General features: G+C 66.2%; 18 protein-coding genes and 1 pseudogene. 9 read left to right on the forward strand and 10 right to left on the reverse strand.

What is annotated here, in order from left to right; translation table 11 throughout:
• Positions 1-57 precede the first annotated feature (57 nt).
• The 8 genes and pseudogenes from cimA (at position 58) to VDQ28_RS13720 (ending at position 8,162) form a co-directional block, all read left to right on the forward strand.
• Entirely contained in the window at positions 58-1,725 is a 1,668-nt protein-coding gene (gene cimA / locus VDQ28_RS13685; RefSeq protein WP_323036466.1) for a citramalate synthase, read from the forward strand.
• A gap of 264 nt (positions 1,726-1,989) precedes the next feature.
• A pseudogene (locus VDQ28_RS13690) lies at positions 1,990-2,490 on the forward strand (class I SAM-dependent methyltransferase); the annotation flags it as partial.
• A gap of 18 nt (positions 2,491-2,508) precedes the next feature.
• The gene (locus VDQ28_RS13695) at positions 2,509-2,691 is read left to right on the forward strand and encodes a hypothetical protein (protein ID WP_323036467.1); all 183 of its coding nucleotides are present in this window, start codon (positions 2,509-2,511) and stop codon (positions 2,689-2,691) included.
• A 91-nt stretch (positions 2,692-2,782) separates the two neighbouring features.
• A complete protein-coding gene (locus tag VDQ28_RS13700; RefSeq protein ID WP_323036468.1) occupies positions 2,783-3,556 on the forward strand; it encodes a squalene/phytoene synthase family protein in 774 nt (257 codons plus the stop codon).
• A gap of 132 nt (positions 3,557-3,688) precedes the next feature.
• Positions 3,689-4,888 carry a glycosyltransferase family 87 protein gene (locus VDQ28_RS13705; protein ID WP_323036469.1) on the forward strand — a complete coding sequence of 400 codons (1,200 nt, stop codon included), beginning with the start codon at positions 3,689-3,691 and terminating at the stop codon, positions 4,886-4,888.
• Positions 4,889-4,927: 39 nt separating this feature from the next.
• Positions 4,928-5,686, forward strand: a complete 759-nt coding sequence (locus VDQ28_RS13710) for a glycerophosphodiester phosphodiesterase family protein (RefSeq protein ID WP_323036470.1) — start codon at positions 4,928-4,930, stop codon at positions 5,684-5,686.
• Positions 5,687-5,694: 8 nt separating this feature from the next.
• Positions 5,695-6,780: a CaiB/BaiF CoA-transferase family protein gene (locus VDQ28_RS13715; protein WP_323038127.1), complete on the forward strand. Its 1,086-nt coding sequence runs from the start codon at positions 5,695-5,697 to the stop codon at positions 6,778-6,780.
• Positions 6,777-8,162 (forward strand): FAD-dependent oxidoreductase, encoded by a 1,386-nt coding sequence (locus VDQ28_RS13720; protein WP_323036471.1) that lies wholly within the window; start codon positions 6,777-6,779, stop codon positions 8,160-8,162. The genes VDQ28_RS13715 and VDQ28_RS13720 overlap by 4 nt, the downstream gene beginning before the upstream one ends.
• A 6-nt stretch (positions 8,163-8,168) precedes the next feature.
• On the opposite strand, the gene VDQ28_RS13725 is transcribed toward VDQ28_RS13720, so the two are convergent.
• The 8 genes from VDQ28_RS13725 to VDQ28_RS13760 all read right to left on the reverse strand — a co-directional run bounded on the left by VDQ28_RS13725 (position 8,169) and on the right by VDQ28_RS13760 (position 17,711).
• Positions 8,169-9,179: an SMP-30/gluconolactonase/LRE family protein gene (locus VDQ28_RS13725; protein ID WP_323036472.1), complete on the reverse strand. Its 1,011-nt coding sequence runs from the start codon at positions 9,177-9,179 to the stop codon at positions 8,169-8,171.
• A gap of 212 nt (positions 9,180-9,391) precedes the next feature.
• Complete coding sequence (locus tag VDQ28_RS13730; protein WP_323036473.1) at positions 9,392-10,177, reverse strand: cyclase family protein; 786 nt, start codon at positions 10,175-10,177, stop codon at positions 9,392-9,394.
• A gap of 12 nt (positions 10,178-10,189) precedes the next feature.
• Positions 10,190-11,503, reverse strand: a complete 1,314-nt coding sequence (locus VDQ28_RS13735; protein ID WP_323036474.1) for a TRAP transporter large permease — start codon at positions 11,501-11,503, stop codon at positions 10,190-10,192.
• Positions 11,500-12,051 (reverse strand): TRAP transporter small permease subunit, encoded by a 552-nt coding sequence (locus VDQ28_RS13740; RefSeq protein ID WP_323036475.1) that lies wholly within the window; start codon positions 12,049-12,051, stop codon positions 11,500-11,502. The genes VDQ28_RS13735 and VDQ28_RS13740 overlap by 4 nt, the downstream gene beginning before the upstream one ends.
• A gap of 54 nt (positions 12,052-12,105) precedes the next feature.
• The gene (locus tag VDQ28_RS13745) at positions 12,106-13,173 is read right to left on the reverse strand and encodes a C4-dicarboxylate TRAP transporter substrate-binding protein (RefSeq protein WP_323036476.1); all 1,068 of its coding nucleotides are present in this window, start codon (positions 13,171-13,173) and stop codon (positions 12,106-12,108) included.
• 68 nt (positions 13,174-13,241) lie between these two features.
• Positions 13,242-13,901: a TetR/AcrR family transcriptional regulator gene (locus VDQ28_RS13750; RefSeq protein WP_323036477.1), complete on the reverse strand. Its 660-nt coding sequence runs from the start codon at positions 13,899-13,901 to the stop codon at positions 13,242-13,244.
• 34 nt (positions 13,902-13,935) lie between these two features.
• Positions 13,936-16,581 carry a chromosome segregation protein SMC gene (locus VDQ28_RS13755; protein WP_323036478.1) on the reverse strand — a complete coding sequence of 882 codons (2,646 nt, stop codon included), beginning with the start codon at positions 16,579-16,581 and terminating at the stop codon, positions 13,936-13,938.
• Complete coding sequence (locus tag VDQ28_RS13760; protein WP_323036479.1) at positions 16,578-17,711, reverse strand: metallophosphoesterase family protein; 1,134 nt, start codon at positions 17,709-17,711, stop codon at positions 16,578-16,580. The genes VDQ28_RS13755 and VDQ28_RS13760 overlap by 4 nt, the downstream gene beginning before the upstream one ends.
• Positions 17,712-17,900: 189 nt before the next feature.
• On the opposite strand from VDQ28_RS13760, the gene nagA reads away from it, so the two are divergent.
• Complete coding sequence (nagA, locus tag VDQ28_RS13765; protein ID WP_323036480.1) at positions 17,901-19,037, forward strand: N-acetylglucosamine-6-phosphate deacetylase; 1,137 nt, start codon at positions 17,901-17,903, stop codon at positions 19,035-19,037.
• Between the two features lie 2 nt (positions 19,038-19,039).
• Here the strand turns inward: nagA and VDQ28_RS13770 are convergent, their stop codons facing one another.
• Complete coding sequence (locus VDQ28_RS13770) at positions 19,040-19,918, reverse strand: N-acetylmuramic acid 6-phosphate etherase (protein WP_323036481.1); 879 nt, start codon at positions 19,916-19,918, stop codon at positions 19,040-19,042.
• A complete protein-coding gene (locus VDQ28_RS13775; RefSeq protein ID WP_323036482.1) occupies positions 19,915-20,808 on the reverse strand; it encodes an N-acetylglucosamine kinase in 894 nt (297 codons plus the stop codon). Before VDQ28_RS13775 ends, VDQ28_RS13770 begins: the two co-directional genes overlap by 4 nt.
• Positions 20,809-21,260 lie beyond the last annotated feature (452 nt).

Raw genomic sequence — 21,260 nt, forward strand, 5'->3', positions numbered from 1 at the left:
GTATTTTTGGCAAGATGAACGGGCGAAACCGTTAAGAAAAAGTGAAGGCTGCACGCCATGTCCTTGAAAACACACGATGTGTCAACTGTCCCACCCGTGGGACAGCGCGAACGCCTCTATCTGTACGACACCACGCTGCGCGACGGACAGCAGACGCAAGGCGTGCAATTTTCGACCAAAGAAAAGATCATCATCGCCAAGGCTCTCGATGATCTGGGCGTCGATTATATCGAGGGCGGCTGGCCCGGCGCGAACCCCACCGACTCTGAGTTTTTCGAGCAACGCCCCCAAACCCGCGCGACCCTGACCGCCTTCGGCATGACCAAACGAGCGGGTCGCTCCGCCTCGAATGACGAGGTGTTGGCAGGGGTGATGAACGCGAAAACCCCGGCTGTTTGTCTGGTCGGCAAGACCCATGATTTCCACGTCGCAACCGCGCTGGGGATCACCGAAGCCGAGAACCTCGAAAACATCGCCAACTCGGTTGCCCATATGGTCGCCCAAGGCCGCGAGGCGCTGTTTGACGCCGAGCATTTCTTTGACGGGTTCCGCGCGAACCCCGGATATGCGCTGGCCTGTCTGAACGCCGCGCTGAACGCCGGGGCGCGCTGGATCGTCTTGTGCGACACCAACGGCGGCACCCTGCCCAGCGTTGTCGGGCAGATCGTTGCGCAGGTGATCGCGTCGGGCATTCCCGGTGATCATTTGGGCATCCATTGCCATGACGACACCGGAAACGCGGTGGCCTGTTCCCTGGCCGCCGTGGATGCCGGCGCGCGTCAGATTCAAGGGACGTTGAACGGGTTGGGCGAGCGCTGCGGCAATGCCAGTCTGACGACATTGATCCCGACCTTGCTGCTCAAGGACCCTTACGCGCGCCGCTATGAAATCGGCGTCAGCCCGCAGGCCCTGACCGGATTGCTGCGTCTGTCGCGTCAATTGGACGATATCTTGAACCGGGTTCCGACCCGCGCGGCGCCATATGTGGGCGCCAGTGCCTTTGCCCACAAGGCGGGGCTTCATGCCAGCGCGATCCTGAAAGATCCCAGCACCTATGAGCATATCGACCCGGCGCTGGTGGGCAATGCGCGGGTCATCCCGATGTCGAACCAGGCCGGGCAATCGAATTTGCGCGCACGTCTGGCCGCGGCGGGGCTGGAGGTTGCGGCGGGTGATCCCCGGTTGGCGCGCATTCTGGATGTGGTCAAAGAGCGCGAGGATCAGGGCTATGCCTATGACGGCGCGCAGGCCTCGTTCGAGTTGCTGGCGCGGCGCGAATTGGGCCAGATGCCCGAGTTCTTCGAGGTCAAACGCTACCGGGTCACCGTCGAGCGGCGCAAGAATCGCTATGATCAGATGGTCAGCATCTCGGAAGCGGTGGTGGTGGTGAAAATCGGCGGCACCAAGGTGTTGACGGTGTCCGAAAGCATGGACGGCTCGGGCACCGACCGCGGCCCGGTAAACGCGCTGGCCAAAGCCTTGGCGAAGGACCTTGGCCCCTATCAGGCCAGCATCGACGACATGCGGTTGGTGGATTTCAAGGTGCGCATCACGCAAGGCGGAACCGAAGCGGTGACGCGGGTGATCATCGACAGCGAGGACGGGCAGGGCCGGCGTTGGTCAACGGTGGGAGTCAGTGCGAATCTCGTTGACGCATCGTTCAGCGCCTTGCTGGATGCGATCCAATGGAAACTGATCCGTGATGGTCTGGAACCGGCAGGATAAGCACGACAATACGCCGCACTGGACGATTGGCAATTTCCCGCTTAGGCTGAATGCTACCGGTCAAGGGGATTTATTTTGTCGACATTGGCCACTTTGTTTTCAGGCTTGGATCGGCTGGGTCCAGGGAGCACCGAGAGCCTGCGATGGGCCTTGGGGATCGCCGATGTCGAACGTGGCGCACGGGTCCTGGATGCCGGGTGCGGCACCGGGGCCGATCTTGGGATACTCACGTCCCTGTTCTCGCATGAATAGGTCGTCGCGGTCGACCTTGAGCAGACCATGATTGCGCGTGTCAAAAGCCGATTTCCCAAGGTCGAGGCACATGTTGCCGATATGACAAACCCACCGGGTGGCCCGTTCGATCTGATCTGGGCCGCGGGCTCGATCTATTGTGCCGGGGTTATCAAAGCGTTGTCGGCGTGGCGTCAGCATTTGACGCCACATGGAGCCGTCGCGTTTTCAGACCTTCGGGCGCGCCAAGAGCATGTGCCCGATGCCGTGCGAGATTTCTGGGCCGGTGAAGGTGTAGAGCTTGGTTCTGCCGCGGCGCTCGAGGCCGATGTCAATGCGGCCGGCTATCAGGTACTTGGCGCGCGCTGGGTTGGCCCGGCCGGTTGGGCCTCGTATTACGGCCCGCTGGAAAGCGAATTGGACAGTTTCGACCAAGACCCAAAGCTTGTTGCAAAGCTTCGCGCCGAAATTGCCCTGTGGCGGACCCACGGCGTCACCTATGGCTATCGGTTGATCGTTGCGAAACCGGTTTGAACCGATGGAAATTCCGGATTGGCGCGGCGCGATCTGGCAGCGCTGCGAGGTGGGCCGGGTCGCTTTTGCGCGGGCCTTGTGCGGGCGTGTTTGGCCCTTGGCCTGATCGCTGGCGAGGGGGTGCGGGTGCGGGTCTGGATTTTGCTGTGCGGACGTGTGGGGATGCCGACAACGCTGCGCAAGCGGACCCGCGACCTTTGACCACCCGGAACGCGAAGTCGGATCGCAGAATTTGCGGCCATGCCCCAAGCGCGCTCTGGTCCGGCGCGCCGTGGCGGGCTATGTCGCCTGCATGACAGATTCGAACGCCCTTGCTGCCTGTGCTGCCCATGTTGAACGGGGCGATCCTGACCGTTTTCTGGCGGTGATGGCCGCGCCGCCGGAACGCCGTGGCGGGCTGTTCGCGCTTTATGCCTTCAATCTCGAGGTGGCGCGCGCGCCTTGGGTCACGAAAGAGGCGATGCTGGCGCAGATGCGGTTGCAATTCTGGCGCGATGTGCTGCGCGGCGAGGCCCCGCCGGTCCATGAAATTGCGCCGCCGCTGATGGATCTGGTCGCCGAGAAACGGCTGGACATTGATGTGCTGTTGCGGGTGATCGACGCACGCGAGGTTGAAATCGGCACCAAAGCGCCCTTTGCGGATGCCGCCGGATTGTGGCGCTATCTGGAGGATGGTGCCGGGGCGCTGCTGGCGCTTGCCGTGCAGGCCTTGGACGGCCCGGCGTCGCATCCTGACGTGATATCGCTGGGCACGGCGCAGGGCCTGGCGAATTACCTGATGGCCATCCCGGCGCTGGAACAGGCGGGCCGTCTGCCCTTGCCCGACGGCCGACCCGAGGCCATTGCGGCACTGGCCAAACAGGGGCTGGACCGGCTGAACGCCGCGCAACCCGGGTTGCGCCGGGTGCCGAAATCGGCGCGCCCCGCCTTGTTGGCCGCGTGGCGCAGCAAGGCCATTCTGACCCAAGCCATGACAGAGCCTGCGCGGGTCTCGCAGGGGGCGTTGGGGCAATCCGAATTTGCGCGCCGCGGCAGTTTGCTGTGGCGGGCGTCGGTTGGGTTCTGACGCACTTTAGCGCTGGGCCGGATCCCTGCCACCACGCACCGCTTGCCAGATCGGCACGGCGCGGGCTAGGGTCGTCGCGAAAAACGGGCAGTGCGGTTCGCGCGTCCTGACCCGCCCGAGACCGGAGCCTCTATGCAAGACCCCCCCAGACCCTTTGCGCGATGGCTGAGGGTTGCGACCGGTTTGCTGGTTATCGTCTTTTTTGCCGGAATCCTGCAATATTCCCTTTTGTTGCCGCAGGTTGGCGCGCGGGGGGTGCTGGTCGATTTCGACGCGTTCTATATCGTCGGGCAATTGTTCCACGAAGGCCGCGTTGCGCAGGCGTATAGCGCGGCGGTGATGGCGGAAATTCAACACGCGCTGGTTGGCCATGATGGCTTCATGCCCTGGACTTATCCGCCGCAATTCGACCTGATCGCGCTGACCCTGCCGATGCTGCCGCGCGGCGTGGCCTATGGCCTGTTCACCGGCTTGAGTTTGGCGGCCTATCTGTTTGTGCTGGCGCGTCTTGCGGGCGAGCGCTTGTTTTGGGTTCTGCTGGCGCTGGTCCCGCCGATTTATGTGACCGTGACAATTGGCCAGAACGCCTTTCTGACCGGGGCGTTGATGGGCTGGTTTTGCCTTGCCAGCCTGCGTGGTCGAACGGTCGCGGGTTGGCCCCTGGGGCTGCTGGTGATCAAGCCGCACCTGGGGATTGGCTTGGGCGTGCAGGCGCTGGCTGCGGCGCGTTGGCGGGTGCTGGCGCTTGCGATGGCGATTGTGCTGGCCTCGTCCGCGCTGGCAACAGGGGTTCTGGGGGCGGACATCTGGGGGGCGTTTGTGGGCGGCGCGCGTCAGGCGGGTGAGGCCCTGCGCACCGAGTTCTACCCCTTGTTCCGCATGACCTCGATCTATGCTGCGCTGCATTCCTTGGGGGCGTCGCCCGCGGTGGCGCTGTGGGTTCAAACCGGGGTTGGCGTCGCCGCTTGTCTGGCGATTGTGCTGGCGGTCCGGCGCGGCGTCCGGACCGCGCAGACCCTGGCGATGGCGTGTTTCACCTCGGCGCTCGTGAGCCCGTATCTGTATGATTATGACATGGTGGTGACGGGCATCGGGCTGGCGCTGGTGGCCGCCGATATCGCCGCGCGTAGCACGCGGCTGGAACAGGTCTTGCTGCTGGCGCTCCTTTGGGTGGCGGGTGGCTGGGGGATGATTCATGCGCTGGCCGGTGCCGGGTTGGAATGGGCCGACCGTGCCGCCACGGCCCGCGAAACCCTGTCTTACGGGGCCTTTGCCTATTTTCTGGTGTTGCTGCTGCTGTGGCGAATCCTGCGCCGCCCGGTGCAGGCTTAATCGGCTCGACAGCCGAACAATTCTGGGCAACATTGCATCATGCATCCCCATCTTGATCACCCCAGCCCGATCGCGGTTGCCCATCGCGGCGGTTCTTTGGAAAACGAAGAGAACACGCTGCCCGCTTTCGCGCATGCGGTGGCGTTGGGGTATCGGCATGTGGAGACCGATGTTCACCTGACGGCGGACGGCGAAATCGTCATTCACCACGATCCGACGTTGCAGCGCATGATGGGCGACCCGCGCGCCATTGCCGCGCTGACGTGGCCACAGATCAGACCGCTGCGCACGCCAAAGGGGGCCGGGGTCACGCGGCTGGCGGATCTGCTGGAGGAATTTCCCGGCCTGCATGTCAACATAGAGGCCAAATCCGATCAGGTCGTTGCTCCGCTGGCGCAGCTTTTGCGGCGGATGGATGTTTTGCACCGCGTGGGGGCAGGCAGCTTTGCACCAAACCGGACGCGCCGATTGCGCGCGGAACTGGGCGCCGCGCTGTGCTGGTCGCCCGCCCGGCTGGAGGTGTTCGCCATGTGGCTCAGGGCCTGGGGTCTGCCGCTCCGGTTGGGCGAATACCCCATGGTGCAGGTGCCGCCGCGGTTTCATGGCCTGGCGGTGGTGACGCCGCGGTTCATACGGCTTGCGCAGCGTCATGGCATTCAGGTTCAGGTCTGGACCGTGGACGACCCGGCGCAGATGACGCATTTGCTGGATATGGGTGTGAACGCGCTGATGACAGACCGCCCGACGGTGCTCAAACAGGTGCTGATCGAACGCGGGCAATGGAGGGACGGCGTATGACGAAGGCAATGCTCACGGGCGTTCGGGTCGTGGAGATCGAAGGGCTGGGGCCGGGGCCGTTTGCGGCGATGATGCTGGCCGATCTGGGGGCCGAGGTGATCTGCGTGCAGCGCCGCAGCGGGCCGCCCTTGCCCGGTCTGCCCAAGCGCAATCTGCTGGATCGCGGCAAGAAAACCATCGTGCTGGATCTGAAATCCGCCGAGGACCGGCCCGTTCTCGAAGCCCTGATCCGCAGCGCCGACGCGTTGATCGAGGGGTTCCGCCCCGGCGTGATGGAGCGGCTGGCGCTGGGCCCAAAGGACTGCCAAGCCCTGAACCCGCGTCTGGTCTACGGTCGCATGACCGGTTGGGGGCAGGAGGGCCCGCGCGCGCAAGAGGCCGGGCATGATCTGAACTATGTGGCGCTCTCGGGTGCGCTTTGGTATGCCTCACCGCCCGGTCAACCACCAATCACGCCGCCAACGCTGGTGGGCGATATCGGCGGCGGCGCGCTCTATCTGGTGGCGGGACTCCTGGCGGGTCTGATCAATGTCGGGCGCACGGGTACGGGCGCTGTGGTGGACGCGGCGATTGTCGACGGTTCGGCGCATATGATGGCGCTGTTGATGGCGCTTCAGGCGGGCGGGCTGTTTCAGACCCCGCGCGGTGCCTCGATTCTGGACGGGCCGCATTGGTCGCGTACTTATCTTTGCGCGGATGGTGGCCATATCTCGGTGCAATGCCTGGAGCCGAAATTCTACGCGGCGTTCTTGCAGATCCTCGCGCTGGGCGATGATCCCGAGTTTGCCCGCCAGAATGATCCGGCCGCCTGGCCCAAGGCCACGGCGCGCCTGACGGCGATTTTCGCGGCGCGCCCCCGGGATCACTGGACCGCTGTTTTTGCCGGGTCCGATGCTTGTGTCGCCCCGGTCCTGTCGCCCACCGAGGCCGCCGCCGACCCGCATCTGGTGGCGCGCCAGACCTGGGCGACCCGCGACGCCATGCTGCAACCGCGCGCCGCGCCGCGGTTTGACGGGCAGGTCACAGAGCCTGGTCCAGCGCCCTTGCGCGACCAGCACCGCGTTGAAATCCTTGCATCATTGGGCCTGTCATGAAGGCCGGACCCCGCCTTGGGGAGGTCTCGTTCTGGTATGCCGATATCGGCCTGCCCACAACGCGGCGCGCGCCACTGCCGGGCGACAGGGCCGCCGATGTGGTGATCATCGGCGCGGGCTATACCGGGCTATGGGCGGCCTATTATCTCAAACAGGCGGACCCGTCCTTGTCGGTGGTGGTGCTGGAAAAGGAGTTTGCCGGGTTCGGGGCCTCGGGCCGCAATGGTGGCTGGCTGTCGGGCGGCTTTGCCTGGAACCACGAGCGCTATGCCCGAACCGCTGGCGCTGACGCGGTGCGCCGCATGGTGCGCGCCATGATGGGCACCGTCGATGAAGTGATCCATGTTGCCGAAACCGAGGGCATCGACGCCGATATTCGCCGCTGCGACGAATTGATGGTCGCCACCAACCCCGCACAAGCCGAGCGCCTGTTGGCCGAGGTCGCGCATCGCGCAAGTTGGGGGGAGGGCGAGCGGATCCACGCCATCGACGCCGAGGACGCCCGCGCGCGGATCCAGATTCCCGGCACGTTATGCGGGATGGTCGTGTCCGGTGTGGCGCGCATCCAGCCCGCGAAACTGGTGCGCGGCTTGGCGGCGGTGGTTGAGCGCCTGGGGGTTGTCATCCATGAGGATACCGAGGTCACCGCCATTGCGCCGGGGCAGGTGGCAACCCCGTCGGGCCATGTGCGCGCGCCGATCATCCTGCGCTGCACCGAAGGGTTTACCGCAACGCTGCCGGGGCATCGCCGCACATGGCTGCCGCTGAACTCGGCACAGATCGCGACCGAGCCTTTGCCACCGCAAATCTGGGCGCAGATCGGCTGGAACGGGCATGAAATCCTGGGCGATTTTGATCACACCTATTGCTATTGCCAACGCACGCGCGACGGGCGCATCACGGTGGGTGCGCGCGGCGTTCCGTATCAGTTCGGCTCACGGCTTGACGATAACGGACGTCCGGACCCGGAAACCGTGCGCCGTCTGATCGCGATCCTGCACCGGCATTTCCCGGCGGCCCGGCACGCCCGGATTGATCATGCGTGGTGCGGCGTGCTGGCGGTGCCGCGCGATTGGTGCGCGACCGTGGGCCTCGATGCCAAAACGGGGATCGGCTGGGCCGGGGGCTATGTGGGGGTCGGCGTCTCCACCGCAAATCTGGCGGGGCGCACGCTGGCGGATCTGGCGCTGCGCCGCGAGACCGGGTTGACCGGTTTGCCCTGGGTCAACCACCGGGTGCGCCCGTGGGAGCCCGAACCGCTGCGCTGGCTGGGGGTGCGGGGCATGTACGGGCTTTATGGCGCGGCCGATCGCCACGAGGCCAGGGGCGGGGGGCGGTCGCGTCTGGCGCAGGTCGGGAACTGGCTGACCGGGCGCGGTTGAGCGCCGCTATCGCCAATGCACCATGGGCAGACCCGCGACCGGGCTTTTGAAGGCGGGAATGCGGTTGCCGCGCAAAGAGCCAATGTAAACCGTGCGCAAATCCGGCCCGCCAAAGGTCACCGACGCAAACCACGGCGCGATGGTGCCGCCACAGGCCAGCATGTGATTGGGCGTCACGGCATCGCGGGCGAACGCCTCATACAGTGCCGCCGAGGGGGCGGGGTTGTCGTCGTCGAGGATCACCCGGAACTCCCCCTCGGGCGTGATGGCGAAAATCCGGTCTGACATCACCTGCGTGCCCCACAGGTTGCCGTAGGCGTCAAAGGCGATCCCGTCGATGAAGCCGCCGGTATCCGCCGGGCCAAACCCCTCGCGCGCCAAAACCTGCGCCTCGTCGCCGATCCGCAGCCTTGTGATGCAGCGCCCGGTGGTCTCTACGACATAGAGCCAGTCCTCGGCAGCATCGAAGCGGATTTCATTGGTGAAGCGGAAGCCATCGGCCACAATCCGCGCGCCGTTGTCATCCAGCACCGCGACGTAGCCATCGTGATACGCAGGGCTGATGGCCGCCATCCAGTTGACGATCCGGGTTGAGATGGTCAGCCAGATGCGACCCTTGCTGTCGCGCAGCACGAAATTCACCTTGCCGATTGGCGTGCCGTCGATGGTGTCCAGCACCACGGTGGTGCGCCCGTCGCGGGTCATGCGTTCCAGCCGGTCGGTGCCGAAATTCGAGATCAGCAGCGAGCCATCCACATCAAAGGCCAGACCGTTCGGCAGCGTGCCTTGGGTGAAGCGGTCGGCCGCGTCCTTGGTTGCGCCGAACCGCGTGTCGAGGGCCTGGGCGATCAGCGCTTGTGTGCCGTCCGGCCGGATATGCACCACGCCGCCGCGTGCATCCGCCGCCCACAGGCTGCCGTCGGGTTCCGCGAGGATGCACTCGGGGCGCTGCAAATCCGCACCGACATACCACAGATCGTCTTTGGTGACGCTGAAGCCATCAAGGGGGTTGGGCATGGGCGGCTCCTGTCAATCTGTGTGCTGGTCTGTCTGGGGTGGCGCGGCGCTCTGGTGATCGCGGACATCCGCCCTTTGGCCCGAAATTGTGTGCTGTTGCGCGCCGTCCGCCCCGCGACAAGCAGCGCCAGCGGCGGTGGGGCGGCCGGGGTGAGGGCCCTCCTCCGTGGCCTTCTGCCCGGTGCGAACGGGTTGAACGAGGGCTTTGTCCATCAATCGTCCAGAATGGCCACGGCCCGGATATAGCCCGCCGAGGCCCCCTTGATCTTGAACGGAAAACACGAGATGCGGAACCCGGTGGCGGGCAGTTGATCAAGGTTGGCCAGTTTTTCCATGTGCGAATAGCCGATCTCCATGCTGGCGCGGTGGCCCTCCCAGATGATCGAGGCGTCTTTGTCGCGGATATAGCGGTCGCGGGTGAAGGAAAACGGCGCGTCCCAGGACCAGCCGTCCGTGCCGGTCACCCGCACCCCGCGTTCCAGCAGATACAGCGTCGCGGCTTTGCCCATGCCACAGCCCTTGTCGAGATAATCGGGCTGGCCGTATGCCGCCCCCGCCGAGGTGTTGATCACCACGATTTCCAAGGGGCTGAGGGTATGGCCGATGCGCGCCAGTTCCGCCTCGACATCCTCGGGCGTCACCAGATAACCGTCGGCGAAATGGCGGAAATCCAGCTTCACGCCGGGCTGAAAGCACCATTCCAGCGGCACCTGATCAATGGTCAAGGCCGGGCGACCACCGGGCACCAAGCCGCGGTCCATCGTCGAATGATGGTGATAGGGCGCGTCCAGATGGGTGCCGTTATGCGTCGACAGGGTCACGGTTTCCACCGCCCAGCCCTCGCCACCCGGCAATTCATCGGCGGTCATGCCGGGGAAAAAGCTGGTCATCTGCGCCGGCGTCTGGCGGTGGTTCATATAGGCAATCTGCGGCTCCATCCCCGGAGGGTCCGAGGCAATGCCGGTTTCCAGCGCGACGGAGAGGTCGATCAATCTCATGGGCAGGGTTCCTTATAGCAGGGCGGTGGCAATGGGTGGAAAGGCGATGATCAGCATCAGCACGAGGGCCATGATCGCCGCAAAGGGCAGCGCGCCTTTGAACACATCGCCCAAGGGGATGCCGGGATCATCGAGCGCGCCTTTGATCACATAGACCGACAGGCCAAGCGGCGGCGTCAGCAAGCCGATCTCGACGGCCAGCACCGTGACGATGCCGAACCAGATCAAGTCGATGTGCAGGGCGGTGGCGATGGGCAGCACGAGGGGCAGGGTGATCAGCATGATCGACGAGCTGTCCAGGATCGTGCCCAGCAGCACCAAGATCAGGCAATAGAGCAGTACGAACCCGGTGACGCCAAGCTCTTGGGCAATCGCCCATTCGGTGACGAAGGCGGGCAGGCCGGACAGCGCGAGGAAGCGCGAATACATCGTCGCGGCGATGATCAGAAAGCAGATCGCGGCGGTGATATGCCCGGTTTCCAGCGTCACCTGCCACAGGATGCGCGGCGTGATGCGGCGTTTGAGCGTGGCGATGATGATGGCGCCGAGGGCACCAATGGCCCCGGCCTCGGTGGGGGTGAAGATGCCGCCATAGATGCCGCCCAGAACCAGTGCGATGAGGGCGGCGATTGGGGCCAGTTTGCTGGCCGTGTCGCGGGCCAGAGATCCTTCATAGGCCATCGGCGCAGCGGGTTTTGGCGTGCCGGTGAAGCCCGGTGCGATGCGCATCATCACCGCAATGCCGACGCAAAACGCCAACGCCAGCACGACGCCGGGACCGATACCGGCGACGAACAAATGCCCGACCGATTGCTCGGCCAGGATGCCATAGAGGATCAACAGCAGGCTGGGCGGGATCAACATGCCCAGCACCGACGACCCGGCGACAACGCCCGTGGCAAAGCGTGCGGTATGGCCGATGCGCATCATTTCCGGCACCGCGACCTTGGCGAACACCGCCGCCGAGGCGATGGAAATCCCGGTGATCGCCGCGAAAACCGCATTCGCGCCAACGGTGGCCATGCCCAAGCCGCCCTTGAGCCGCCCCAGCGCGCGGTTCGCCACGTCAAACGTGTCGCGGCCGATATCGGCGCGGCTGACCACGAGGCCCATCAGCACGAACAGCGGCACGACGCCGAACAGATAGCTGGAAATGCTTTCGCGCGTGGCCAGGGACAACAGGCGGGCGGCATAGGTCGGGTTGTCGCGCAGCGCCCAGACGCCGACGAAACTGACCAGCGCCAGCGCAATGGCGACATGCATGCCCAGCCAGATCAGGCCCAGAATGCCGACCAGCGACCACAGGCCGATCTCGACCCCGGTCATGGCGCACCCCGGATCGCGCGGATCGCCAGGGCCAGAGCGCGGGTGACGAACACCAGAAACATCAACCCCGCGCCCAGCAAGACGATGCCATGCACCGGCCAGATGGGGGCGAGGAACTGGCCGACGGTGCCGATCATTTCGCTGCGGCCATAACTGCGCAGGAATTGCGGGTAAAAGGCTGAAACGAGGATCGCCAGCAGCGTCGCGCCCGCCAGATGCAAAAGCGCATCGAACCCCTCGGCCAGTCGCGGGTTGTTGCGATGAATAGCGCCGATCAGCGCGTCCGAGCGGGTCAGTTTCCCCTCGGCCAAGGTGTTGGAGATTTGCAGGAAGACAATGGCAAGGATCGACATGGCGACCATTTCCGGGACACCGGCAATCGGCGTGCCAAAAAAGAACCGACCCGTGACATCCACCGAGATCAACACCATGATCCCAAGGATCAGCAGCGTGCCGACCACCGACAACAGCGCCGTGATGCGGGTCAAAAACCGCGCCAGAAGGTCAAAGGGTTTCAGGCCGGTGGGCAGGTCTTGGATCGCGGACATCAGGTCCTCCGGATGGCTGGGGGCGCGGATCGTCACGCCCCCAGACGGCTCAGATCAGCGGATCGACCAGTCGCGGCCAAGGCTGGCCCCGGCCTCGGTCACGGCGGCGACATAGGCGTTCAGCACCTCGGTTCCCGGCAGACCCATGCCGTCAGCGCTCGCCGCCCAGGTGCCGGCGATATCGGGCAGGGCTGCGGCCCAGCGGGCGCGCTCGTCTGGCGCCAGAACGTGCAGATTGGCCGGATCGGGCGCAATCGCCGCCATCGCCGCGGTTACCCGCGCGGTTTGCTCGGCCAGATAGGCCACGGTATAGGCCGCGGCCCCCGTCCGCAGGGCGTTCTGCACGACTTCGGGCTGCTCGGCCAGCCATGTGGCATTGGCAACCAGCGTGCCCGCATATTGCGCGCCAAAGTCGGTGACGGTGACATAGGGGGCGACCTCTTGCAGACGGGCGGGGGCGGCGGCGGTCGGGAAGACGATGACGCCCTCGAACACCCCGGTCTGGATGTCGTTGTAATAGGTCGTCAGGTTCCCCGCGACGCCCACCGCCCCGGTGCCCTCAAGCCAGTTGACCGCAGGCCCCGGCGCGCCAATCCGGCGGCCGGCCAGATCGTCAATCGAACTCACCGGGAAATTGGTCATCAGCAGATAATTGTCCAGCGCAAAGCCGCCGCCCAGGTATTCGGCGTCATAGGCGTGCCAGCTTTCGATCATGCCGGGGATGGTGTTGTGCAGGTTGTCCATGACCTCCATCACCATCTGCGGGTCCGAGGGGCCAAACGGGGTGTTGTAGGTGACGTTCTGCAAGGGCAGTTTGTTGGGCAGGAACACGGTCGGGATCGCGGCGACTTCGGCCAACTGGTCCTCGATCGCGTCCAATTCGCCGCCAACCGCTGCCAGACTGCCGCCGTAGGCTTCGGTCCAGTTGATCGCATAGCCAGACCCCTCAAGGGCCGCGTTCACGGAGGGAATAAAGGTTTCCGTCAGGTGCTTGACCCACAAGAAGATCGGCGGGTGGCCATTGACGACAGTGATGTCGATGGTTTCCTGGGCGGTGGCGGGCAGGGCAAGGCAGGTTGCCAGCGCCGTCCCGGCCAAAAGGCTGCGTAGGGATTTGGTCATGGGTGGTCTCCTCCACGGGGTTGGATGCGCCGTTGGTTTCTGATGCCCGTTGGCGCAGACGTCCGGTGTCAACCGGGCGGTTTGGCAAGCGCGCGAATGCCCGCTGCAAGAAAGCGCACGGCCTGGCCGATGATCTCCTCCAGATCATCGTCGCGTAGCGCGCCGTCGGAAAGATCCTGGCTGCGGCCGGTCGGGGCCATCAGCGAGATGCCGATGGCAACCGCGTTCAGGTAGCCGCGCACGGTGTCCTCGGGGCTCAGGCCCGGTACAATGGCGGCGATTTCGGCGATGAACACGCGGGCAATGGCGTTGTAATGCGCGCCCGTCAAACGGCGCGAGCGTTCATCCGTGCCCGAGGCCGCGTGGCCCAACAGCCGCGCATAATGCGCCCCGCCGCGCGACGGGTCCCGGCCAAGCGCGATGGTGGGGCGCAACAAGGCCTCGAGGATGGTTTCCAACGTTACCGCCCCCCGCGCATGAAGCGCGGCAATCCGGGTGCGGCGCTCGTCGTTGATCGCCCCGGCACGGCGCGCCACGACGGCCTCATAGAGCGCCTCCTTGGAGCCGAAATAATAGTGGATCAGCGCCGCATTTGCCTGTGCCCGCTCGGCAATGGCGCGGGTCGTGGCACCGTGGAAACCGCTTTCGGCAAACACCACCTCGGCAGCGTCGAGAAAGGCCTCCTGGGCCTCGCCACGTTCCGGGCGCTGTTCAGCGGGTCGTGCCATGGTAGACTCCCTCGGGATTTAATTAGTCGCCTGATTAAATGTGGACCTGCGACGACTGCTGAGTCAATCCCCTTCGCAAGCGCCCGCGTGTCAGCGCGCGCCGATCACCGGCGTGATGGTCAACGTCTGCCCCCCCCAGCGCCCGCATCGCCCGCGTCCGGCAACTCAGCACCAGAACCTGCAAATCGGCCGATTGCGCGTGAAGCGCGGTGAACATCTGTTCGATGCGGTCGTCGTCGGTGTAGACCAGCGCATCGTCGAGGATCACCGGCGCGTGCTGGCCCGCCTTGGCCAGAAGCCGCGCGAAGGCCAGCCGCACCAGCAGGGCAATCTGCTCGCGGGTGCCGCCCGAGAGCGTGCCCAGATCCTCGGACTGGCCGTTGCGCACCAGCGCACTGGGCAGCAGGCTGTCGCCGTCAAACTGCAATTCGGCGTCGGGCCACAAGAAGCGCAGCATCGGCCGCAGCTCGGCCAGCACCGGGGCGAAATAGCGGTCGCGGGCCTGCGATTGCGCGGTTTCCAGCGCCGTGATCAATGTCTTTAAGACAGCAACTTCATGGGTTTGCGCCTCGACGTTGGCTTGCGCTGCGGTCAACTGCAACGCGGTGTCGGCAAGTTCCTCGTCGATTCCGTTGCCCGCGTCGGCGTCGATCAGCGTGTCGAGTTTGGTCAGATCAATGCGCAGTTGCACGAGATCGGCATCAGCCCGGCGCACGACGTCCTGCGCCCGGTCCAGCGTTGCGCGGCAGGTGGCGAGGTCGGGCGCATCGGCGGCCAACGTCTGATGCCGGGCTTGTGCGGCGTGATAGGCGGCCTCGGCATCGGTGACGGCGGCGTGCAAGGCGGCGGTCTCGGGCAGGGCGTCGCGCGCGGCTTGGGCCTCGGCAAGGCGCAGGTTCAGGCTGTCACGCTCGGTCGTTGCTCGCACCAATGCCTCGGTCGTCACATCGCGCTGCGCCCGCGCTTCTTCCAGCGCAACATCAGCCTCGTCCTGCGCTTGCGTCGCGGCATTGGCGGCGGTTTGCGCGGCTTCGGGGTTTTCTGCGGTGGTTTCGGCCGCAATCGGGGCGAGGCGCGCGATTTCGGCGCTCAGGGCGTCGATCCCGTCCGGCGCCAGGCGTTTCAGGTCGGCCAGCGTGTCGCGCAAACGGGTTTGCGCCTCGACCCGGGCGCGGGCGGCGGTGCGGGCGGCCTCGGCCGAGGTCAGGCCGCAGCGGGCCAAGAGGTCATCCAGCTGCGCGCGGGTTTTCGCCAGCGTGCCCTGATCATCGGCACCGCGCCCCGGATTGATCGTCAGACGCCCGAAGCCGGGCAGAATGACGGTGGTGACCTCGGGCAGGGCGGTTTCTCCGTCCAGCGGTTCGCCGCTGATCGTCGCGCGCGGGGTTTGTGGGCTGTCATAGGCCAAGGAGATGCGCGGGGCCGCGGCCTTTGCCAGCCCCTCGGCGAGTTGCAACGCGCGGTGCTTTTCGTCAATCGCGTGCAGGGTTTCCGCGTCGGGTCCGGTCGCGGCCGCGGCGCGCAGGTCCGGCAGCGTGGCGGCGATGGCCTGCGCTGTACCCAGCGCCTGAACGAGGTCTGCGTGACGGGCGATCTGTGCCTGACGGGCGGCGGCGCGCAGGGCGGCTGTCAGGCGTGTCTCGCAGTCGCGGCGTGCCTGATGGGCCGCCTGTGCGCGCGCCGAGGCGGCCTGCAGCGCGGTCGCCGCGGCATCCGCCGCCTGTTTCGCGCGCAGCCCCAGCGCGTTGCAGTCCGCCACCGCCTGCGCCAGTTTCACCGAGGCCTCCTCGGCCCGTTGCCGCGCGGTGGCTTGTTGAACCGCCGCCGCGCGCGCCAATTCGGCGCTGCGACGCTGATCCGACGCCGCGCGCAGGGCCTCGGCATGGCGATCGGCGGCCTCGAACGCCGTCTTGGCCTGGGCCAGACGCGCGGCGCGCTTTTGCGCCTCGACCGGGTCGCTCAGGTCCTTGAAGTCCCGCCGCTTGCCGCGCCGCTGATCCAGGAGCATCCGCAAATGCGCGGCCTTGGCTGACAGGTCGGTGTGGCGCTTTTCCAGCGTTTCCAGATGTTTGACGGCGATATCCAAGGGCCCGTTGGCCTTTGGCCCGCGCGAGGTCACCAGCAGATCCAGTTCTTCACGCGCCCGCGACAACGCAAGATCCATGCGTTTGCCGCCGGTCAGCGCCTCGAATTCCCCGGTCACCGAGGACATCAGGTCGCGTCGCGCGCTGTGGGCGGATTTCTGCTCTTTGGGCGTGCCCTCATCAAGGGCGGTCAAGCCTTGGCGTACCCACAACAACCCCGCCGGGCCGCCCTCTTCGGCGGGCTGGGTGAGGGCGGCGATGAACGCCTCGGCCTCGTCGCCCTTGGCAATCAGACGCCCGTCGCGATGCACCTCGGCCAAAGCCCCGCGGCCCCAGCGTTTGTGCAATTGCAACCGCGCGCCGTCGTGCTCGATCTCCAGCGTGATTTCCGGGTTGCCACCGACACTTGGGCGCAACGACGCGATTTTAATGGACCGGTGCGGGATGAAAAACACCGCCTGAATCGCATCGAACAGCGTTGATTTCCCCAATTCATTGGCCGCCGACAACACGTTCAACCCATCCGCGATCCCTGCCACTTGCACGGGGCTGGTGAATTGGCGCACGTCGCTGAGGGTGATGGCGCGCAGCTTCATGCGTCGTCCCGCAGATAGGAAAACAGCCGGTTCACGGCCCCGGCGGCGATGCGGCGCTCGGTCTCGCTGCGTGCCGGGTCTTGGGTTTGCTGCGCCAAGTCTTCAGCCGCGAGGCGCAGCGCGCCGCCGTGGTCCAGCGCCTCCAGATCATGGGCCGAGATTTCCGTCCCCAGAGCCTGTGTTTCGAGCTGGAAACAGGCGAAGTCCGGGGCCAAGGCCTGCGCCGTGTCCTGAAGGGTGAGCCGGTCCGCCAAAGTCGTGCGCCCGGTTGCGCGCACCCGCAGCAAATGGTCGCGCCGCACGGCGCTTTGCACCGGGACAAGCTGGCGCAAAGCCGGGCCGGGGTCTTGGCCCGGCACCAGCGGCATCGGCATCTCGGCCCAATGGAATTGACCGGTTTCAACCCGGTCCAAGTGCGGCGGCGCGCCTTTTTGCACGGTCACCGCAAGGCACGCGCCGCGCCCGGTGTGGCGAAAGCTGTCAGCCTCGGGCGTGCCGGCATAGGCGGTGCGCGATCCGCGACTCATCTGCCCGTGCCAATCGCCCAGCGCCAGATAATCAAGCCCCGCCGTGGCGGCGCGATCCTGTGCGATCACCTCGTCGGCGTTGCCGCCCTCCTCGGAGAAATCCTGCACCGGACCATGCGCCAAGCCGATGCGCAAGGCGCCTTCGGGGGTCGCGGCCTCGGTCATCCAATCGGTCAGATCGCGCCCCGGTCGGCGCCGTGGCAGCGGTGCGGGCAACAGCATGACACCGGGTTGCAGTTCGATCACCGCGGGCGTGGTGATCACCCGCACATTGCCCGAGGCCTGTGCGATCACCCGCGACCACAGGCTCTCGGCGGCCAGACTGTCGTGATTGCCGGGCAGCATCCACCAGCGCAGATCCTCGGCGGCGGCCATCGCGGCCAAGGCCTGCGACCAGATCTTGTCGGTCGGGGTTTCGGTGTCAAAGGTATCGCCCGCCAGAAACACATCGCGCGCGCCATGGCTGCGGGCGGCGGCGGCCAGACGGTTGAGGATCTGGTGGCGCGCCTCCATCAGCCGCCCGCGCACATCCTCGGGCAGGTTGCCGAACCGGCGGCCAAGATGAAGATCAGCGCTGTGAAGGCATCGGAACGGGTGTGTCATGGTGTGGCGACCGTGCGGGAAAACGCGGCGCGCGGCAAGGGGTTACGCGCAGGGAACGGTCCTGCGTCCGGTGTTTGCGGGGCGCGATGCCGGGCCGATGCGGGAAGCGGGGTGACGCGGCGCGCGCGATATGATTACGTCGCGCTGGCACCTGTAAAGGGCGAGACGGTGGGGGTTCGGAGAGCGGATATGCGACGGATGTGGCGCGCGGCGCAGATTTTTGACGGGCAAACCCTGCACCGGAACCGCGCGTTGTTGACCGACGGCGGAGTGGTTGTCGATTTGATCGACGCAGCGCTTGTGCCGACCGATTGCGCGGAAAACGACCTTGGAGAGGGCATCCTGTGCCCCGGATTCGTCGATCTGCAGGTGAATGGTGGCGGCGGCGCCCTGCTGGGGCTGGGCGATCCCTACGAATCGATCGTGGCCCTGTGTGCGGCGCATGGCCGGTTGGGAACGCTTGCGCTATTGCCGACCTTGATCACCTCGGACACGGCGACCTTTCATGCCGTGCTTGATGCCGGGCGGCGTGCGCTGCGTGATCAGGTGCCGGGGTTCGCCGGGCTGCATCTGGAGGGGCCGTTTCTCGACCCGAGGCGCAAGGGGGCCCATGATCCGGCCTTGATTCGGCGCATGACCGACCGCGATCTGGCGGCGTTGATCGAGGCGGCGCGCGACCTGCCGGCGGTGATGGTCACGCTGGCCCCTGAAAATGCGAGTCTTGATCAGATCGCGGCGCTGGCGGCGGCGGGTATTGTCGTCAGTCTGGGCCACACCGACACCGACGAGGCCACCGCGCGCAAGGCGATCGCTGCCGGGGCCACCTGCGCCACGCATCTTTACAACGCCATGAGCCCCTTGAGCCATCGCGCGCCCGGATTGGTGGGAACAGCCCTTGATGCGCCGATCTGGGCAGGCATCATCCCCGACGGGGTGCATGTGTCGCCGACGGCGTTTCGTGTGGCGATGCGGGCCAAGCCGGGGCGTGTGTTTGCGGTCAGCGATGCGATGAGTGTGGCGGGCACCGATACCACGGAATTCACGCTGAACGGTCGGACGATCCTGCGCCGTGACGGGCGGCTGACGCTGGCGGATGGGACTTTGGCGGGGGCGGATATCAGCTTGCCGCAAGCCTTGAAATGGATGGTCGAGACCGTCGGCGTGCCGCTGGCCGAGGCTCTGGCGATGATGACCGCGATCCCCGGCCAGATCCTGGAGCAGCCGTTGCGCGGCACGCTTGCGCCCGGCGCGCCCGCCGATCTGGTGCATCTGGGCGAGGGATTTTCGGTGCAGGGCGTCTGGCGCGGAGCAGAGCCGGTTCGCTGACCTCAGCCCGCCAGCGCACGCGCCAGAATTCCCCCCGAGGCCGCCAGCCGTGCCCGCGCGGCCTCGGCATCCAACCCCAAGCCCAGCATGACGACCGCAACCTTGATGGTCTCGCCGCGCGTGAGGGCGTCGGTCGCTTGATCAACGCTCGCCCCCGTCAGATCCGCCACCATCGCCACCGCACGCGCCTGAAGCTTGGCATTGGTCGGGCGCATTTCGACCATGCGCCCGCGGTACACATACCCAAGCCGGATCATCACCCCGGTGGACAGGCAGTTGAGCAGGATTTTCTGCGCGGTTCCGGCCTTCATGCGGGTTGAGCCGGCGATGATTTCGGCACCCGTTTCCGCCAGTAAAGCGATGTCGCAGTCGTCGTGCATCGGGGCTTGGGCGGCGTTGAAGATGCCAATGGTCAAAGCGCCGGAGTTGCGCGCATGGGCCAGACCGGCGCGGGCGAACGGGGTACGCCCCGACGCAGCGACGCCGATCACCACATCCGTGCGGTTGATTGCCAGCGCATTCAGGGCCTTGATCGCCGCCGGGCCGTCGTCCTCGGCCCCCTCGACGGCGTGCAGAATGGCCCGTTCGCCGCCCGCCATCACGGCCACGGCACGCGCAGGGGGCCAGTCGAAGGTCGGGGGCAGTTCGGCGGCATCGAGCACCGCCAGACGCCCCGAGGTGCCCGCGCCCAGATAAACCAGCCGCCCCCCCTGCGCCAGACGCATGGCGGCGGCGTCTATGGCGCGCGCCAGCGCATCGCGCGCCGATGCGGCGGCGCTGGCGGCGGCCAGTTGGGTCTCCAGCAGGGCATCGGCCAGGTCGGCGGTGGGCCAGGTTTCCACGCCTGAAAAGCGTGCCGCGGCGGTTTCGGTGCTGCTCATGGGGCCTCCAGACGGGTTTGAGCCATGAGCGCCGCATGACAGGCGACATCAAGGGTCAAGGAGTGTAACGGTGTATCCGGCAGGGCGGCTTGCATCGTCGATTTGATCGAGGGATGAAGGGCAAACACGCCGCCCGTTATTCCAACCGGGGCCGCACCGCAGCGCGCGCGCAAGGCGATGACCAGACGCGCCAGTTCGCGCCCGGCACGGTGCAGGACATGGATCGCCGTCGGATCGCCCGCCTCGGCGGCTGCCGCCACCGCCGGGGCCAGCGCCGCAACCCGGCCACGGTCACCGCCATACACCCAGCGTTGCGTCGAATCCCAACCCGCGCCGCCAATGACCGTTGCAAGGTGCTCGGCCAAGATCGCGGCACCTTCGGGATGACCGTGAAGGTCGATCAAGCGCCAGACCTGATCCAGAGCCCGCAACCCGATCCACGCACCGGACCCCGCGTCGTCAATCAATGTTCCGCGCCCGCCCACCAAGGTCACGCCGCCATGGGTGTCGATCGAGACCCCAACCGAGCCGGTGCCCGCCGAAATCAGGTGGCCACGCGCCGCAGGGAAGGCCGCGTGCCACGCCAGAACAACATCGTTGAGCACCCGGACACGGTCCGGCGCAAGCGCCAAGGCCCGGGCGCTGTCTTGTCTCAAGGCGTCGTCAGGCACCAACCCCGACCCGGTCACACCCAGCACCGCGCCGTCGAGCGGTGAGGGCAAGGCGGCGGCAATCTCGGTCAGCGCCCTGCGATAATGCGTCCGATTGTGCGCGTCGGGCAGGGCGGTTGCCCCGGCGACCGATCCACGCGCGACAATATCTCCGCTCTGCGCCCGCGCAACCCAGCGCGTCGCCGTGCCGCCCATATCGACGCCCAGCCACAGGCTCATGCGGAACCGCCTGAATGGCGCACGATCCCTGGCGGATGCGGCGAAATGTGGTGGCGAAAATTCACGGCGAAAGGTCCTGTGCAAGGTGATGCAGTGTCGGGTATCCGCTGAGATGCCGCGCATTGCAAGAGCCACCCCTGGCACCCGGATAGATCAAAATCCGTCGCCGCCCCGCGCCTTTCGTCGTGAAAAGCCTGCGTTTTGCGTCAGGGTCGGCCATCGAGACGCGATTCTGCCGCTCACTTAGGCCGCAGACGCCATGCACAAGCCGGTATCAGACGAGACCGCGCGCCCGCGCCGGTTGGTGACCTCCGACGGCATACGCTGAAGCCTGTTCGCGCGCGACGACGACAGTTCTGACCCCCTCGGATACGACCAATGCCGGTGCCCTCGGCGCGGGCATGGCAGAGCGGTTCCATCAAAGGTTTCTCCGACAGGGGCCCGTGCCCCGA

The organism is Pararhodobacter sp., from assembly GCF_034676545.1.
Taxonomy (GTDB): Bacteria; Pseudomonadota; Alphaproteobacteria; order Rhodobacterales; family Rhodobacteraceae; genus Pararhodobacter.

Coding starts and splice junctions, on each gene's coding strand:
- cimA (WP_323036466.1), top strand. CDS start 58: ATGTCCTTGAAAACACACGATGTGTCAACTGTCCCACCCGTGGGACAG.
- VDQ28_RS13700 (WP_323036468.1), top strand. CDS start 2,783: ATGACAGATTCGAACGCCCTTGCTGCCTGTGCTGCCCATGTTGAACGG.
- VDQ28_RS13705 (WP_323036469.1), top strand. CDS start 3,689: ATGCAAGACCCCCCCAGACCCTTTGCGCGATGGCTGAGGGTTGCGACC.
- VDQ28_RS13710 (WP_323036470.1), top strand. CDS start 4,928: ATGCATCCCCATCTTGATCACCCCAGCCCGATCGCGGTTGCCCATCGC.
- VDQ28_RS13715 (WP_323038127.1), top strand. CDS start 5,695: ATGCTCACGGGCGTTCGGGTCGTGGAGATCGAAGGGCTGGGGCCGGGG.
- VDQ28_RS13720 (WP_323036471.1), top strand. CDS start 6,777: ATGAAGGCCGGACCCCGCCTTGGGGAGGTCTCGTTCTGGTATGCCGAT.
- VDQ28_RS13725 (WP_323036472.1), bottom strand. CDS start 9,179: ATGCCCAACCCCCTTGATGGCTTCAGCGTCACCAAAGACGATCTGTGG.
- VDQ28_RS13730 (WP_323036473.1), bottom strand. CDS start 10,177: ATGAGATTGATCGACCTCTCCGTCGCGCTGGAAACCGGCATTGCCTCG.
- VDQ28_RS13735 (WP_323036474.1), bottom strand. CDS start 11,503: ATGACCGGGGTCGAGATCGGCCTGTGGTCGCTGGTCGGCATTCTGGGC.
- VDQ28_RS13740 (WP_323036475.1), bottom strand. CDS start 12,051: ATGTCCGCGATCCAAGACCTGCCCACCGGCCTGAAACCCTTTGACCTT.
- VDQ28_RS13745 (WP_323036476.1), bottom strand. CDS start 13,173: ATGACCAAATCCCTACGCAGCCTTTTGGCCGGGACGGCGCTGGCAACC.
- VDQ28_RS13750 (WP_323036477.1), bottom strand. CDS start 13,901: ATGGCACGACCCGCTGAACAGCGCCCGGAACGTGGCGAGGCCCAGGAG.
- VDQ28_RS13755 (WP_323036478.1), bottom strand. CDS start 16,581: ATGAAGCTGCGCGCCATCACCCTCAGCGACGTGCGCCAATTCACCAGC.
- VDQ28_RS13760 (WP_323036479.1), bottom strand. CDS start 17,711: ATGACACACCCGTTCCGATGCCTTCACAGCGCTGATCTTCATCTTGGC.
- nagA (WP_323036480.1), top strand. CDS start 17,901: ATGCGACGGATGTGGCGCGCGGCGCAGATTTTTGACGGGCAAACCCTG.
- VDQ28_RS13770 (WP_323036481.1), bottom strand. CDS start 19,918: ATGAGCAGCACCGAAACCGCCGCGGCACGCTTTTCAGGCGTGGAAACC.
- VDQ28_RS13775 (WP_323036482.1), bottom strand. CDS start 20,808: ATGAGCCTGTGGCTGGGCGTCGATATGGGCGGCACGGCGACGCGCTGG.